Origin of the sequence: Leucobacter coleopterorum, assembly GCF_011382985.1 — a bacterium.
In the GTDB taxonomy this organism is placed as follows: Bacteria; Actinomycetota; Actinomycetes; order Actinomycetales; family Microbacteriaceae; genus Leucobacter; species Leucobacter coleopterorum.
The window spans coordinates 889,408-902,348 of record NZ_CP049933.1; the positions used below are offsets into that span (position 1 = coordinate 889,408).

Here is a 12,941-nt window from a genome sequence, read left to right on the forward strand (position 1 = left end):
TCAGCCCCGGGCCGAAACCCGTACCGACCGCGTTCGTCGATGTGTCACCTCGGGGCGCGAAAGGTGCTCGCCCTTCAATAAGAGGGGAAATAGTCGGATCAGGCTGAGGCGCTTCAGCGGGGCAACGTGCACAACATCGAGTAGGCCGTCATCTGGCGCAGCCCCAGCACAGATCGGCATCCCGCCGCCGTAGGTTTCGGTGTTGCCAATGGCGATGAGGGTACCTGGTTCGGCAGTGGTGGCCTCCCCATCGATCGTCACATTGAACGCGAACGGTCGCAACTGAATGAGCTCAATGACGAGCGCGATGTAATAGCGCAGCGCCCCGTGTGGCCAGCGCAGCCGGTTGGTCCGATCGCTCACCTTCGCATCGAAACCGAGCGCGGCGATCGTAAAGAAGTGTTTCACCCGCCCACTGCAGCGCAGCTCTCCAATATCAATCTGTTTTGCGACTCCGGCCAGTGCGAGTGCCGCCGCTTCAGCCGCATTGCGCGGTATACCTAGTGCCCTTGCGAGGTCATTGCCCGTACCCGCTGGAATGAGCGCCATCGGCACCTCGCTGCCGATCAGCTTCTCCAAGATCTCAGTGAGTGTGCCGTCACCACCAACGATGACGAGCAGCGCAGGATCGTCTTGAAGTGCCCGCCCCGCGAGCTCGATCGTATCGGCCGCGGAAGCCCCTGCATAGGCTCGCACCTCTGAACCCCGAGCGCGCAGCTCAGCGATCGCTTCTTCTGAGGCTCCTCGTCCACGGCCCTTGCCCGCGAAGGGGTTCGAGAGCACCGCGATGTGCTTGCCCATGATCAGGAGTCCTGAACTGACAAACTGACAGGGTCAACAGCAATGACCGCCCCGGGGTTGAGGATCCCTTGCGGGTCGAGCTCTCTTTTGATCGCCTGGAGGATCCTGACCCCGGTTTCACCTACCTCTTCCCGCAACCACGGTGCATGATCCCGACCCACAGCGTGATGATGGCTGATCGTGCCACCGGCAGCGAGGATCGCATCGTTGGTGAGCGCCTTGATCTTGCGCCAGGCGTCAAGCGGTTCCTCGCGGATGTTTGCAAGCACTGTGAAGTAGAGAGACGCCCCTGTTGGGTAAATGTGCGAGACGTGGCACATGATGTACGACTTCGAACCGATGGCGGAGAAGCCGTCCTTCAACGCCGCCTCGACCGCGCTGCGCAGTTGCGGCAGATTCGTCCAGGTTGTTGCCGTCTCGAGGGTCTCGCAGAAAACTCCAATGTTGAGCAGCGAGTCGCGCAGATAGGGGCCGTCGAAGCGCCCCTCATCCAGTCAGCGGCGTCACCCTCGCCAGAGGAAGTGCCGCCCGCGGCCCGCAGCAGTTCTGAGGTGCGCGCTCGCCGCAGGGCAATCCCCTCACCCTCGTACACAGTGACGACACTCGCGCCCTTTGCCAGGGCCTTACCGATCTTGCCGACCTGGGCGAGGCTCACTGCGGTCTCTGCCTCGTCCGAGAGACGAATCACCGTGGGACCCGAGGCGTGCTGCGCCACCTGGCGAAGTCCCTCTGAGCCAGCTGCGAAGCTCGGAAACGACCACGCCTCAAACACACGATCCTGCGGTACAGGGTGCACCCGAACCTTGACCTCGGTGATGACCCCGAAGATTCCTTCTGACCCAAGAAACACTCGAATCAGGTCTGGCCCAGCGGCAGAACCGGGGGAGCGGCCAAGTTCGAGGTCGCCGGTTGGGGTGGCGACGCGGATCCCGGTCACCATCGTGTCGAATCGGCCGTACCCCGCCGAATTTTGCCCTGACGACCTGGCCGCGGCGAACCCGCCGACTGTTGCATAACGGAAGCTCTGCGGGTAGTGCCCAAGCTCAAAGCCGTGCTCGGCGAGGAGAGCCTCGGCCTCTGGTCCGGTGGTACCGGCGGCGAGTACGGCCTCACCGCTGACCGGGTCAAGACTGACGAGCCCACTCAGGCGTCGCAAATCAAGGCTCACGACCGCCCGCTGCGCACCGCGCACGGGGTCGAGCGCACCGACCACGCTCGTGCCGCCACCGAACGGGATAACGGCAATCTTGCGAGCCGCCGCGAGGTCGAGGCAGGCGCGGACTTCTTCGTGGTTACCGGGGCGCATAACCGCGTCGGGTGCGTCCTGTTCAACCTTTCTGCGCTGAAGCAGGTCAGGGGTGGATCGCCCGCCCGCATGGTAAATGCGCGTCTCGGGTGCGGTGGAGACATTGTCGTCGCCAACCACGCCGCAAAACGCCTGGAGATCTTCACTGCTCAGCGCCGTGGGTTTCAGTTGAACGCTCGCGAGTTCGGCGGGAGTAGCTGGTTTTCGGACCCGACCGAGTAACAGGGGTAAAAGTGCTTGCACGGCTCGGGGCAGGGGCTTCGCTCGCTCAGGGTCGCCCCAGCCATTCCAACGCATCGGCTGGTCGTCATTGGCCCTGCCATTTTCTGCGGTCATGCATTACAGTGTGACACATCATGGAAAAACGTCAAGCTTCTATGTTGCCCTCTGGTAGCAAGATTCCAGTGTGGGATTCCACGCAGTCTCGTGTGCTTGACGCTGCCGACACGCTCATACAGCAGCGGGGCATTCACGGCGTGACGATCGCTGAGTTGGCACGAAGCTCTGCACTCAGTCGCCCCACGATCTATCGCAGTTGGAGTGATGCGGATGATGTTGTGCGGGCGGCACTTCTTCGTCGGGTGGTTTTTGTGCTCGAGGCCTTTCCTGATCCCGCAACCACCCGCACCGCGCTAGTTGATGACGTCTTGCGGTTCTCCACGCTCTTCCGAGCCGACCCGGTCTATGCTTGCCTGCTTGAGCGGCAGCCAGAAGCTTTCACTCGGTACATGTTGCAGCGTGTGGGGTCGAGTCAACGACTCATTCAAGGATGGTTGACCCGAGCAATCGCCGTGGCTCAGCGTGACGGGTCAGTGCGAGAGGGGGAACCCCAACAGATTGCAGTCATGCTCCTCCTCATTGCCCAGTCCGCAGTGCTCTCCCACGACACGGTTGCCGAACTCATTGATGAAGAAGCGTGGGAGCGCGAACTGCGCATTGCGCTCGAAGGGTACTTGCAGTCATGATTCTCTCCGCCACTTCTCTGAACGCAACCAGGCGTCGTAGCGACCTTGAACTCGCTGCGGTAGACACCGCGGATGTGCTCGTGGTGGGTGGCGGGATTACGGGAGCGGGAGTCGCCCTTGACGCGGTTTCCCGCGGTCTGAGTGTGGTGCTCATCGAGGCCGAGGATCTCGCTTTCGGAACCAGTCGTTGGAGTTCGAAGCTCGTGCACGGCGGCCTCCGTTACCTTGCGACAGGAGACTTCGCTACGGCGAAGGAGAGCGCGTTCGAGCGCCATCTATTGATGACCAAGATTGCTCCCCATCTAATCCAGCCATTACCCCAGCTCTTGCCCTTCGTGCCCGGTGTTAGTCTCATGCAGCGCGCCGCCGGAGCTGTGGGTATGGGGGTCGGGGACCTGCTGCGCATGCAAGCGCGCACTCCTCGCAGTGTGCTTCCAGGGCCGCGACTAGTGGGCGCTCGTAAGGCGCTGAGTCTGGCGCCGCCTCTTAACCCCAGAGGCCTGCGTGGTGGCATGCTCTCGTTTGATGGACAGCTCGTAGACGATGCCAAGCTGGTTGTCACCGTCGCGCGAACTGCGGCCGGTTTGGGGGCGAGGATCCTCACCCGCGTGCGAGCTCTCGAGCTGCGGGGTGACGGTGCCAGTGTTGAAGACACACTTGCTGGTGAACGCTTTGAGATCCGCGCACGCAGTGTGATCAATGCCACCGGGGTGTGGGCCGGTGGGCTTGACGAGGAAATTACCGTACGTCCGAGTCGCGGCACTCACCTGGTGTTTGATGCAGCTGATCTAGGCAATCCGCGGGCGGCGATTACGATCCCGCACGAGGGATCAGTGAGCCGTTACGTGTTCGCGCTGCCTCAGGCAGATGGGCGCGTGATCTTGGGCCTCACTGACGAGGACGCGCCGGGACCGTTACCTCTGGTTCCGAAGCCGACCGAGCAAGAGGTATCGTTTTTGCTCTCGAGTCTCAATCGTGTTCTTGAAGCGCCTGTGCGGCAGGACCAGATTCGTGGATCTTTTGCAGGTCTGCGGCCACTCATTGACGCTGGCTCCGAGAGTACGGCCGACATTTCGCGAAAGCATCTCGTCAAGCAGTCGACTGCGGGGTTCATCAACGTACTCGGAGGCAAGCTGACAACGTATCGCCGCATGGCGGAGGACGCTGTTGATCTGGCCGTGGACGTGCGTGGTTTGCATGCTTTGGCGAGTCGAACATCGTCTCTGCGACTGGCCCCAGTGGATGACGCGATTGCCCGTTCGCGGCGTGCCGACGCGGCGGAATCGGTTGTCGATGGGCTCTCGGTGACGCAAGCCGAGATTGAATATGCTGTGCGGGCGGAGGGGGCGCTGACCGTAGATGATGTGCTCGACCGCCGCACCCGTATTGGGCTGGTTGCTGCCGACCGGGCTCGGAGCGAGGCTGTGGTCTCGCGCATTGTGGAGGATGCGCTCTCGCAACTTTGATCCTATGCTCGAAAACAACGTGATGATGCTGAAGGAGAGTTCACAATGGCGGGACTGAGTAGGCGCAGTTTTATGCACGGCATTGGTGCGCTCGCCGTGGTGCACGGGCTGCAGACCGATGCCTTTGGCAGGCAGACGGTTCGCAGGCTGGAGGGCATCGAAAAGGGTGCGCCGCTCGACGATTTCCCGACAACACTGCAGCAGACCTTCCTGCGTGGCCCGGTGCTGCAGGGGAGTACCGCAAGCTTGAGACCGGCCCCGGCGAAAAGTACCTACCCCGCCTCGACATCCTTCGTAAGAAGGCCGATGCGGCGCGCACAAAAAATCGGCGCTCGCTGCTTTACTTCGCGCACCTCTCCGATCTGCACTTAATCGATGCGCAGTCGCCGTGCCGCCTCGAACCACTGATCGATCTGAATCACGGCACCTGGGCGGGAGCCTTCCGCCCGCAGGAGCAGCTCACCGCGGCGGTCGTCTCCAAAATGGTTGAGGGTTACTACGAGGCCAGGTACAGTCCGCTCACGGGTGCGCCGCTTGGTGCCGCCGTGGTGACCGGCGACAGCACCGACATGCTGTCGGAACTTGAGTTGCGCTGGTACATCGATCTGCTCGACGGCGGCACGGTTGATCCCGGATCGGGCGGCGACGAGTACCACGGTGTGCAGGCCTGGAACGATGCCAACTGGGCGTACCGGCCTGGCGATCCCGAGGGCAGCGAGTTCGCCAAGTACGGCTTTCCGAAACTTCCCGAACTGCTGCAGCAGGCGGTCAGTAAGAAGATTACCTCTATTGGGCTCCCCGCGCCGTGGTACAGCGTGTTTGGCAACCACGACGTGTTGCTCTACGGAGCGTTTGGGGTGACCGATAGGATGCGGCAGGTCGCGGTTGGCAACCGTAAGTCATACTCGATGACCACAACCCTCGCGAACATGCTCAACGAGTACTCCTCACAAAATAGCGCCTGGACACAGTCGGGCGGATCGATCCGCGACGTTGTTGGTGCGGCCGGCATGAAGACGGTGCCCGCCAACGAAAAGCGGAGGCTGCACGATCAGCACATGTTTATGGCTGAGCACTTCAAGTCTCCGGCGAGCCCTGGGCCGGTCGGGCACGGGTTCACCGAGCACAATCTGCTCTCGGGTGAGACCTGGTGGAAGGCCGATCTCAGCGGATCCGTGCGCTTGCTCGGCCTCGACACCTGCAACGGGGTTGCTGGCCCCGACGGCGCGGTCACCGAGGCCCAGTTCACATGGCTCGAGGGCGAACTGAAGCGGGCCGAAAAAGAGCGCAGGCTGATCCTGATCGCCTCACACCACAACAGCCACACACTCGACAACCCCTCGCGCAGGCCGGGGAGACAGGACGCCTGTACTGGTCGCAAGAATTGCTCGACCTGCTGCTGCGTTACCCAGTGGTCGTCGCGTGGCTCAACGGGCACACTCACGTCAATGAGATCCTGGCCCACACGACGGACACGAGCGGGTTCTGGGAGATCACAACCGCATCCTGCATTGACTTCCCGCAGCAACAGCAGACCGTTGAGATCATGGACAACCGCGACGGCACTCTCTCGCTGTTCACGACCGTCATTGACCACGCTTCGCCCTCCGCGCCAACCGGTGACGGCTCAGCGTCAGATCTCGCATCGCGCAGCCGTGAGTTTGCACTCAACGACTGGATCGAGGCCCCGCTGATGCGCCGCGGATCCCCGCTCGACCGCAATACCGAGCTGCTGTTGCCAGCACCTTTCCCGCTCGACGACGTTACCGACGCCAAGATCGAGGCGGAGCGCATGAAACACCTGGCGCGGATCGCGGCACACGAAAAGGAGGTCGAAGGATGAGCGGTCAGAGCACGGCACAGAGCCGACCACAAGGAAGGCCCACCTGGCCGATTCGTGCGCTCGTCGCGGTGGCCGAGATGGTGCCGCACACGCGGCTTGCCCGCAGGATCATCCTCTCGGTCGTGGGTTTGCTCGGGGCAGTCGGGGTTGTGCTGCTGGGTCTCTCGGTGTACTCCCTGACGCAGGGGCTCGCGCCCGTGAGCGGGGATCGCGCCTCGACCGTGCGCGTCGCGACGATCGACTTTTTAGTGACGCAGAACACTGCGTTTCTTGAGGTGCCAGCGTGCGAAACCGCAGAAGACTGGACGGTAACCTGCTCGGGAAAAACTGTTGACGGCGAAGCGCTGAGCGCGACCTCACCGGGTGAAAAGCCAGAAACCGTCGAGATTAGTGTGGGGGAACGAGTGGTCTACTCGGGCTCGATTGACGATCTGCTGTCCGCGGCAGCCGACGGCACGAAGGCGGTGAAACCGTGAGTGATGCAGTGATGACCAAAGCAGCACCCCGGTTGGTGGTGTAGTGATCACCCTGGCAGCGCTGTTGCAGGCCCTGCTGTGGGGCTTCGGTGGTGCGCCGATTGCGGCGGTGCTTTCGGGGCTCGTCATCACGCTCGCACTGGCCGTTTCGGCTGCCTGGGTTGCAGGCGGCTCTGTCGAAACGTTTCGTGGCCCCGGATTGGTGCTGACGCTGTGGAGCCTCGGCGGAGTGCTCGTCGTCAGCACACTGCTGGTCGCACTGCCAATGGTGGCCCCGGTGATTGCGGCGATCCTGCCCGCCACCCTGATGACCGTGGCTGCGCGGCGCCCCTGGCGAGACCTTGGCTGGATCTGGCGGAGGGCACCGCTGCGAACCGCGGTGTGGTTACTGCTGACCATCGTGATCTGCGCGGCCATCTGGTTGCTCAGTGTGGTGCTGGGCCTGGTTGGTGCCGGTGTGGTCGGGGCCTTCGCCTGGTGGGTGCTGTTCGGGATCGTGCAACTGCGCCTGCTCAGGGTTTGGCGCGGTGTGCTGCGCCGCGCGCACTGAACCTCACCCCTGCACGACCTGCCGCAGCAGCGGTTTTGTTGCGGTGAGAGTCGCCACAACAACCAGCACGCCGACCGCAATACTTGACAGCGTGATAGCCAGCGAGAGTGGCGCAAAGACCACCGCCATGCCGACGAGTGGAAAGAGCAGGACTCCAGCGAGGATCGCCGAGCCAACCGAAGCGAGCAGCAACGGGAGCATGGTTGCGCCCCGGCGGGCCCGATCCTGCACTTCAAACGGAGTGCCCATGATCTGGAGCGAGCGCGATACGTCGCGTCGATCGAGAATCTGCGCGGCTTGATTCACCGCGACGGAACAGGCGACCATCAGGAACGTGCCGATCACCGTGATGGCGACCCCCGTGCGAACATCACCGATCAGGTATCGCCCCAGTGGATCGTCGGTGATTGAGCCCTCGGCCTCGGCAATGCTCATGAGAGCGATGCCTGATCCGGCAAACACTGCCATAAAGCTCGACATTGCAACGCCCGACACCTGGCGCCAGGCCGCCCGGGGTGACTCAAGGATGAATCGCGCTGAGAGTAAATCAGCGGGTTTCTGCGCACGGCGGGCCTTTGAACGACCGAACAGCGAGAGCACCCACGCTCCGATCAGGTCGATGGCAAGAAGCGTAACGGCGAAGCTGATCCCGAGCGCTGCAATAATGACGCCGAAGCCGTCAAGAGTTCCGACACCGTTCACCACCATGGCCGAGACGAGGATCGCGGCGATCGCGATGAGGGCCTGCAACCAGGGGATCTTGGGTGCCGACTGCTTGAGTGCAACACCGAGTGGAGAGATGATCACACGACGCAGGCTGATCAGAGCGCTCGCCGCGGCAATGACTGACACCCCGAGTACGAGCGCTGTCGCGATGCCGAGCGGCAGAGCGACTCCGCTTGCTCCGAGGGCTTCGCCGCGAAAGTGAATCAGACCGATGAGAGGTGACAGTGCGTATGCGAGCGCCGCCCCAAGAAATGCGCCAATGAAGGCAATGCCCGTTGCTTCGATCACTGCGAGGCCCGCCGTGGATCGACCTGTCGCACCGAGCAGGCGTAGGATCGCGAGTCTGTCGTCGCGCCGCCGTGCCGACAGCCTGGCCGCCGCCGCACCGAGCGAAACGAGTGGCACCACGAGCAACGCGAGCGCGATTACGGCAAAGGCGATGTAGAGACCTGCGGCGTCATCGGTGTACCCCCAAAAGGTCTGCGCTCCGCCGAGCACGATGGCGAGTAAAGCTGTGACCGCAAGAAAAGCAAACCCGGGGAGCAGGATCGCGCTCGCGCCCTGGCGACTAGGCCGCGAGAGCAGGGGGAGAACGTTGAGGATCATCGTGCTGCCCCGGCTTCACTCGCGGCGGTGTTCAAAACGTCACCGATGATCCTGCCGTCACTCAGTGTGACAACCCGCTGGCACCTCGCCGCTATGGAGGGATCGTGAGTGACAACTACGAGCGTGCGGCCCTGGCCTATCGTCGATCCAAGTAGCGCGTCCATGACCTCACGTGAAGTCGTGGAGTCGAGTGCGCCGGTTGGCTCGTCCGCGAATACGATGCGAGCTCCGGTCACCTGCGAGCGTGCGATGGCAACTCGCTGTGCTTGGCCGCCAGAGAGCTCGCCGATCCTGCGGTCCTCCATGCCCCCGAGCCCAAGGGCCGCGAGCCACTGGGTCGCTGGCACGATCGCTTCGCGCTTCGACATGCCATTGAGCATGAGCGCCAGGGCGACGTTCTCTGCGGCTGTTAGCTCTGGCACCAGCAGACCCTGCTGAAACACAAAACCGAACTGCTCACGACGCAGGCGACTGCGATTCGCGTCAGAGAGGCTGCCGATTTCGGCCTGTGAATAACTCACCGTGCCGTGATCAGGGGCGACGATCCCAGCGAGCAAGTGCAGCAGCGTCGTTTTGCCCGAGCCCGAGGCCCCCATAATGGCCGTCGAGGTGCCTTCTGCGAACCCGATGGAGACACCGTCGAGTGCCCGAGTCGGGCCGTACTGCTTAGTGAGGCCGATCGCCTGAAGAATGTTCTGGGGTGGAGCCGAAATGTTCATGCTTCCACTCTTGTGGTGTTGCTCTCGATCCGGATCGCCCCTTGGTACCACAGCGTTGCACCCAGGTCTGATTGCTAGCGGGGCTCCCATTGGTGGATACGCCGTCGCGTACCAGTAGAGCCCCCTGCCCAAAGTGCTAGCTCCCCACGAAAGTGCCACTTGCCGCCGCGTTTGCAGCGCGGGCAAGTGGCACTTGGGCGGGTAGACGGCACGTTCGTGGGGGGCGATAGCATCTGTAGATGCGAGCTATCCCTCCCTCCATGGACTCTGCGGTCGTTGAGAGTATCGACTCCCGTCTGGCAAGGGTCGAAGCCAACCACGGCGTGCGGATCCCGTGGTCCATCGAGAGCGGCAGTCGGGCGTGGGGATTTCCTTCGCCGGATAGCGACTACGACTGCAGATTCATTTACGTGCGGCCCGCGTCGGATTATCTGTCGCTGTGGCCAGCGCGCGACGTTATCGAGACCCCACTCGACGCAGTGCTCGACGTGAGCGGGTGGGATCTTGCGAAGGCCGTTCGCCTGATCCTCAAGGGCAACGCGGCCGCGCTTGAGTGGTTGCGTTCACCCATTGTGTACACCGGTGATGAGGGATTTCGAGACCGGCTGCTTGCGCTCGCCGCCGAAACCGTTGAGAGAGACCTGATCCTGCGTCACTACCTGCATGTCGGCCAGCAACAGCTGGCCGGGGGCACGTCGCTCAAGCGGTTCTTCTACGCGCTGCGGCCCGCAGTGACGTTGCGGTGGCTGGCCGATCACCCCGAATCAGCCGTGCCGCCGATGGACCTGCCAACACTCATTCGTGAATCGTCGGTGAGCGCCGAGGAAGCCGAAGCGGCGGGTGAACTCATTGCAGCGAAAGCAGTGACCCGAGAAGCCGGCGACGGCACCAGACCTGCGGTGCTGCTCCGCTTCGTCGAGGCCGAGTTTGAGCGCGCCGCCAAGCACGACGAAATGGTGCTCGTGCAAGACCGGGATGGTCGAATCGATTCAGCCCGCGAACGCGCTGACGCTTGGTTCCTCGCTGAGTTGTGTGCCCTCAACGGGAGCGCAGTTTTGCATGATTAATTCCCAAAAAATACGTAAAAATGAGCTCTCGGGTGGGGATCCTTGCGGAGCTGCGCGTATTCGATGAGAGTGCCCTGTGAACGCGGTACGATGGCTGGCGTGTCTGTAGTAAATGAACGCACCGAGATCCTGTCGGCCCAGAAGAACGACGACAGCTTTGCCACCCTGTGGGAAGAGCTGGAGTGGCGTGGGCTGATCCATGTGTCGACCGACGCTGAAGCTCTGTCGAACCTGCTCGAGGGCGAGCCGTTCACCTATTACTGCGGGTTCGACCCGACCGCACCGAGCCTGCACCTAGGCAACCTCGTGCAGCTACTCCTGCTGCGTCGACTGCAGCTTAAGGGACACAAGCCTCTCGGTTTGGTGGGCGGCTCCACCGGACTGATCGGCGATCCTCGCCCCACTGCGGAGCGCACGCTCAACAGCCTCGATACTGTTGCCGAGTGGGTTGCCCGCCTGCAGGCTCAGGTCTCTAAGTTCCTGTCGCAGGACGGCGAGAGCGCGATGCGCCTCGTCAACAACCTCGACTGGACTGCGCCGCTCAGCGCAATCGACTTCTTGCGCGAGATCGGCAAACACTTCCGCGTTGGCACCATGCTCAAGAAGGACGCTGTTGCTGCCCGTCTCAACTCCGAAGAGGGCATCAGCTACACCGAGTTCAGCTACCAGATTCTGCAGGGTTTCGACTTCTTGGAGCTCTTCCGCCAGTACGACTGCGTGCTGCAGTCGGGCGGCAGCGACCAGTGGGGCAACCTGACGAGCGGCACCGACCTGATTCGTAAGGTCGAGGGTGCGTCGGCCCACGCGATCGGCACGCCGCTGATCACGAACTCCGACGGCACCAAGTTTGGCAAGAGCGAGGGCAACGCCATCTGGCTCGACGCCGAGATGTGCTCGCCCTACGCGTTTTACCAGTTCTGGCTCAACCAGGCCGATGCTGACGTGGTGGATCGCCTGAAAGTATTCACCTTCATGTCTCGCGCCGAGATTGAAGAGTACGCGCGCCAGGTCGCAGAGGAGCCGTTCAAAAGAGCTGCCCAGAAGCGCCTCGCGCTCGAAGTCACCACGCTCGTGCATGGTGCGGCTGCGACCCAGGGTGCTATCGATGCTTCCGGTGCGCTGTTTGGCCAGGGGGATCTCGCCGCGCTCGATGCGGCAACCCTCGGGGCGGCTCTCAGCGAGCTTCCCCAGGCAATGGGCACTGCCGGTGCGTCAATCGCGCAGCTGATGGTTGACGCCGAACTTGTCAAGAGCCTCGGTGAGGCACGCCGGGCGATCAAGCAGGGTGGGGTGTACGTGAACAACGTTGCCGTGACCACAGAAGATCAGACGCTCGCCACCGAAGACCTGTTGTATGGTGAGTTTGCTGTCCTGCGCCGCGGCAAAAAGACTCTCGCGGGTGTGCGCGCCTAACTTGTTTCTTCCCGCGCGTGCTGCAGGATCCGATCCATACCCCATTCATAGCGCTCTAACCACACGTGAGCGTGTATCCAAGTTTCTACGAGGTGCACGCTCGGGTGCTCTCGTATTCGGCGCGCGATGTCAGTGAAATCGGGCAGAGATCTTGCGGCGATGGTCGCAATGATGCTGTAGCGTCCGAGGGTGCGCGCCGCGAACTCGATGGTAGGCAGCTCAAGCAGCATCTTCTCGACCGAGGCTTGTGTGTCTTCTTGGCCAGTGAGCATGACGCCAAAGCCGGAGAGTACGGAGCTTGTAGCCGTGCGCCGTCGCCGCACGGCGCCAATACGCATGACTCGAGACTCCAACAGCCGGAGAGTTCGGGCCCGACAAGCGGAGGCTGATCGCCCGGTACGTCGCGCGAGTTCACCAAAGGTGAGTCGCCCGTCAGTCTGCAGCTCTGCCATGAGCGCGATATCGAAGTCGTCGAACACAAGGTCGCTGGGCTCAGGATCTCGCCCGAGGCGCAGCCTGCGCAGTACGCGGTCGTAGATAGTGAACTGGGCCTCGACGACACCCTCGATGGCTTGGATCTCACGAACGGAGCGGCCGACATCTTCGAGATCGGCGGCCCAGACCTCAACCACTGCCTGCGATTGGCCGCTAATTTCTGAGAGAAACACCACATTTGGAAACTCAAGGAGTCGTTCAAACACTGGGGTCGTTGGCCCGCTGATGCGCACCTGCAGATTCACCTGAACGGGCAGCCCGACGGCGCTGGGGTGCACAGCGGCGAGGACTCGGATCTCGTCTGATTCGAGTAACTCATTGACTCGCTGGGCAACGAGGGTGCGATGTACCCCGAGTTCGTTCGCCAGAGTTGAGAACTGTGCCCTACCGTCGAGCTGCAGCGCCCGGATGAGGTCTTCGTCAAAGCTATCCACGGGTAAATTGTCTCAGAGGCAAACCGATGCGTGTGGCATAAAAGCGAGTTGTGATCAATATTTGCAGTAATCGA

Annotated in this window: 15 protein-coding genes; 9 read left to right on the forward strand and 6 right to left on the reverse strand. The window is 62.4% G+C overall.

Annotated elements, in window-relative coordinates:
- The 3 genes from G7066_RS04105 to G7066_RS16850 are packed head-to-tail and all read right to left on the reverse strand — an operon-like array spanning position 1 to position 2,443.
- On the reverse strand, positions 1-801 hold the full coding sequence (locus tag G7066_RS04105) for a YegS/Rv2252/BmrU family lipid kinase (RefSeq protein WP_244303276.1): 801 nt from the start codon (positions 799-801) through the stop codon (positions 1-3).
- A 2-nt stretch (positions 802-803) separates the two neighbouring features.
- Positions 804-1,265, reverse strand: coding sequence for an FAD-linked oxidase C-terminal domain-containing protein (locus G7066_RS16845; protein ID WP_341873882.1), 462 nt, complete (start codon positions 1,263-1,265; stop codon positions 804-806).
- Positions 1,160-2,443: an FAD-binding oxidoreductase gene (locus tag G7066_RS16850; RefSeq protein ID WP_280116235.1), complete on the reverse strand. Its 1,284-nt coding sequence runs from the start codon at positions 2,441-2,443 to the stop codon at positions 1,160-1,162. Before G7066_RS16850 ends, G7066_RS16845 begins: the two co-directional genes overlap by 106 nt.
- 20 nt (positions 2,444-2,463) lie before the next feature.
- On the opposite strand from G7066_RS16850, the gene G7066_RS04115 reads away from it, so the two are divergent.
- The 7 genes from G7066_RS04115 to G7066_RS04145 all read left to right on the forward strand — a co-directional run bounded on the left by G7066_RS04115 (position 2,464) and on the right by G7066_RS04145 (position 7,407).
- A complete protein-coding gene (locus G7066_RS04115) occupies positions 2,464-3,072 on the forward strand; it encodes a TetR/AcrR family transcriptional regulator (RefSeq protein ID WP_244303277.1) in 609 nt (202 codons plus the stop codon).
- The gene (locus G7066_RS04120) at positions 3,069-4,538 is read left to right on the forward strand and encodes a glycerol-3-phosphate dehydrogenase/oxidase (protein WP_166329285.1); all 1,470 of its coding nucleotides are present in this window, start codon (positions 3,069-3,071) and stop codon (positions 4,536-4,538) included. The genes G7066_RS04115 and G7066_RS04120 overlap by 4 nt, the downstream gene beginning before the upstream one ends.
- A gap of 45 nt (positions 4,539-4,583) precedes the next feature.
- Positions 4,584-4,910 carry a hypothetical protein gene (locus tag G7066_RS04125; protein WP_166329287.1) on the forward strand — a complete coding sequence of 109 codons (327 nt, stop codon included), beginning with the start codon at positions 4,584-4,586 and terminating at the stop codon, positions 4,908-4,910.
- Between the two features lie 110 nt (positions 4,911-5,020).
- Positions 5,021-6,232: a metallophosphoesterase family protein gene (locus G7066_RS04130; RefSeq protein WP_166329289.1), complete on the forward strand. Its 1,212-nt coding sequence runs from the start codon at positions 5,021-5,023 to the stop codon at positions 6,230-6,232.
- Complete coding sequence (locus G7066_RS04135; RefSeq protein WP_166329291.1) at positions 6,232-6,381, forward strand: hypothetical protein; 150 nt, start codon at positions 6,232-6,234, stop codon at positions 6,379-6,381. The genes G7066_RS04130 and G7066_RS04135 overlap by 1 nt, the downstream gene beginning before the upstream one ends.
- On the forward strand, positions 6,378-6,857 hold the full coding sequence (locus G7066_RS04140; RefSeq protein ID WP_166329293.1) for a hypothetical protein: 480 nt from the start codon (positions 6,378-6,380) through the stop codon (positions 6,855-6,857). The genes G7066_RS04135 and G7066_RS04140 overlap by 4 nt, the downstream gene beginning before the upstream one ends.
- 43 nt (positions 6,858-6,900) lie before the next feature.
- Positions 6,901-7,407: a hypothetical protein gene (locus G7066_RS04145; RefSeq protein ID WP_166329295.1), complete on the forward strand. Its 507-nt coding sequence runs from the start codon at positions 6,901-6,903 to the stop codon at positions 7,405-7,407.
- Between the two features lie 3 nt (positions 7,408-7,410).
- Here the strand turns inward: G7066_RS04145 and G7066_RS04150 are convergent, their stop codons facing one another.
- Both G7066_RS04150 and G7066_RS04155 read right to left on the reverse strand, forming a co-directional pair.
- Entirely contained in the window at positions 7,411-8,739 is a 1,329-nt protein-coding gene (locus tag G7066_RS04150) for an FtsX-like permease family protein (RefSeq protein ID WP_166329297.1), read from the reverse strand.
- On the reverse strand, positions 8,736-9,458 hold the full coding sequence (locus G7066_RS04155; RefSeq protein ID WP_244303278.1) for an ABC transporter ATP-binding protein: 723 nt from the start codon (positions 9,456-9,458) through the stop codon (positions 8,736-8,738). The genes G7066_RS04150 and G7066_RS04155 overlap by 4 nt, the downstream gene beginning before the upstream one ends.
- A gap of 239 nt (positions 9,459-9,697) precedes the next feature.
- Here G7066_RS04155 and G7066_RS04160 point away from each other — a divergent pair, with 239 nt between their 5' ends.
- Together G7066_RS04160 and tyrS are read left to right on the forward strand one after the other, a co-directional pair.
- On the forward strand, positions 9,698-10,525 hold the full coding sequence (locus tag G7066_RS04160; protein WP_166329299.1) for a nucleotidyltransferase domain-containing protein: 828 nt from the start codon (positions 9,698-9,700) through the stop codon (positions 10,523-10,525).
- Positions 10,526-10,624: 99 nt separating this feature from the next.
- A complete protein-coding gene (gene tyrS / locus G7066_RS04165; protein WP_280116236.1) occupies positions 10,625-11,938 on the forward strand; it encodes a tyrosine--tRNA ligase in 1,314 nt (437 codons plus the stop codon).
- Here the strand turns inward: tyrS and G7066_RS04170 are convergent.
- Positions 11,935-12,867: an Lrp/AsnC family transcriptional regulator gene (locus tag G7066_RS04170; protein ID WP_166329303.1), complete on the reverse strand. Its 933-nt coding sequence runs from the start codon at positions 12,865-12,867 to the stop codon at positions 11,935-11,937. The two genes, tyrS and G7066_RS04170, sit on opposite strands and share 4 nt — an antisense overlap.
- Between the last annotated feature and the right edge of the window lie 74 nt (positions 12,868-12,941).

Bases quoted from the DNA above. Each gene is read 5' to 3' on its own strand.
- G7066_RS04105 (WP_244303276.1), bottom strand. From the start codon at position 801: ATGGGCAAGCACATCGCGGTGCTCTCGAACCCCTTCGCGGGCAAGGGC.
- G7066_RS16850 (WP_280116235.1), bottom strand. From the start codon at position 2,443: ATGACCGCAGAAAATGGCAGGGCCAATGACGACCAGCCGATGCGTTGG.
- G7066_RS04115 (WP_244303277.1), top strand. From the start codon at position 2,464: ATGGAAAAACGTCAAGCTTCTATGTTGCCCTCTGGTAGCAAGATTCCA.
- G7066_RS04120 (WP_166329285.1), top strand. From the start codon at position 3,069: ATGATTCTCTCCGCCACTTCTCTGAACGCAACCAGGCGTCGTAGCGAC.
- G7066_RS04125 (WP_166329287.1), top strand. From the start codon at position 4,584: ATGGCGGGACTGAGTAGGCGCAGTTTTATGCACGGCATTGGTGCGCTC.
- G7066_RS04130 (WP_166329289.1), top strand. From the start codon at position 5,021: ATGGTTGAGGGTTACTACGAGGCCAGGTACAGTCCGCTCACGGGTGCG.
- G7066_RS04135 (WP_166329291.1), top strand. From the start codon at position 6,232: ATGCGCCGCGGATCCCCGCTCGACCGCAATACCGAGCTGCTGTTGCCA.
- G7066_RS04140 (WP_166329293.1), top strand. From the start codon at position 6,378: ATGAGCGGTCAGAGCACGGCACAGAGCCGACCACAAGGAAGGCCCACC.
- G7066_RS04150 (WP_166329297.1), bottom strand. From the start codon at position 8,739: ATGATCCTCAACGTTCTCCCCCTGCTCTCGCGGCCTAGTCGCCAGGGC.
- G7066_RS04155 (WP_244303278.1), bottom strand. From the start codon at position 9,458: ATGAACATTTCGGCTCCACCCCAGAACATTCTTCAGGCGATCGGCCTC.
- G7066_RS04160 (WP_166329299.1), top strand. From the start codon at position 9,698: ATGCGAGCTATCCCTCCCTCCATGGACTCTGCGGTCGTTGAGAGTATC.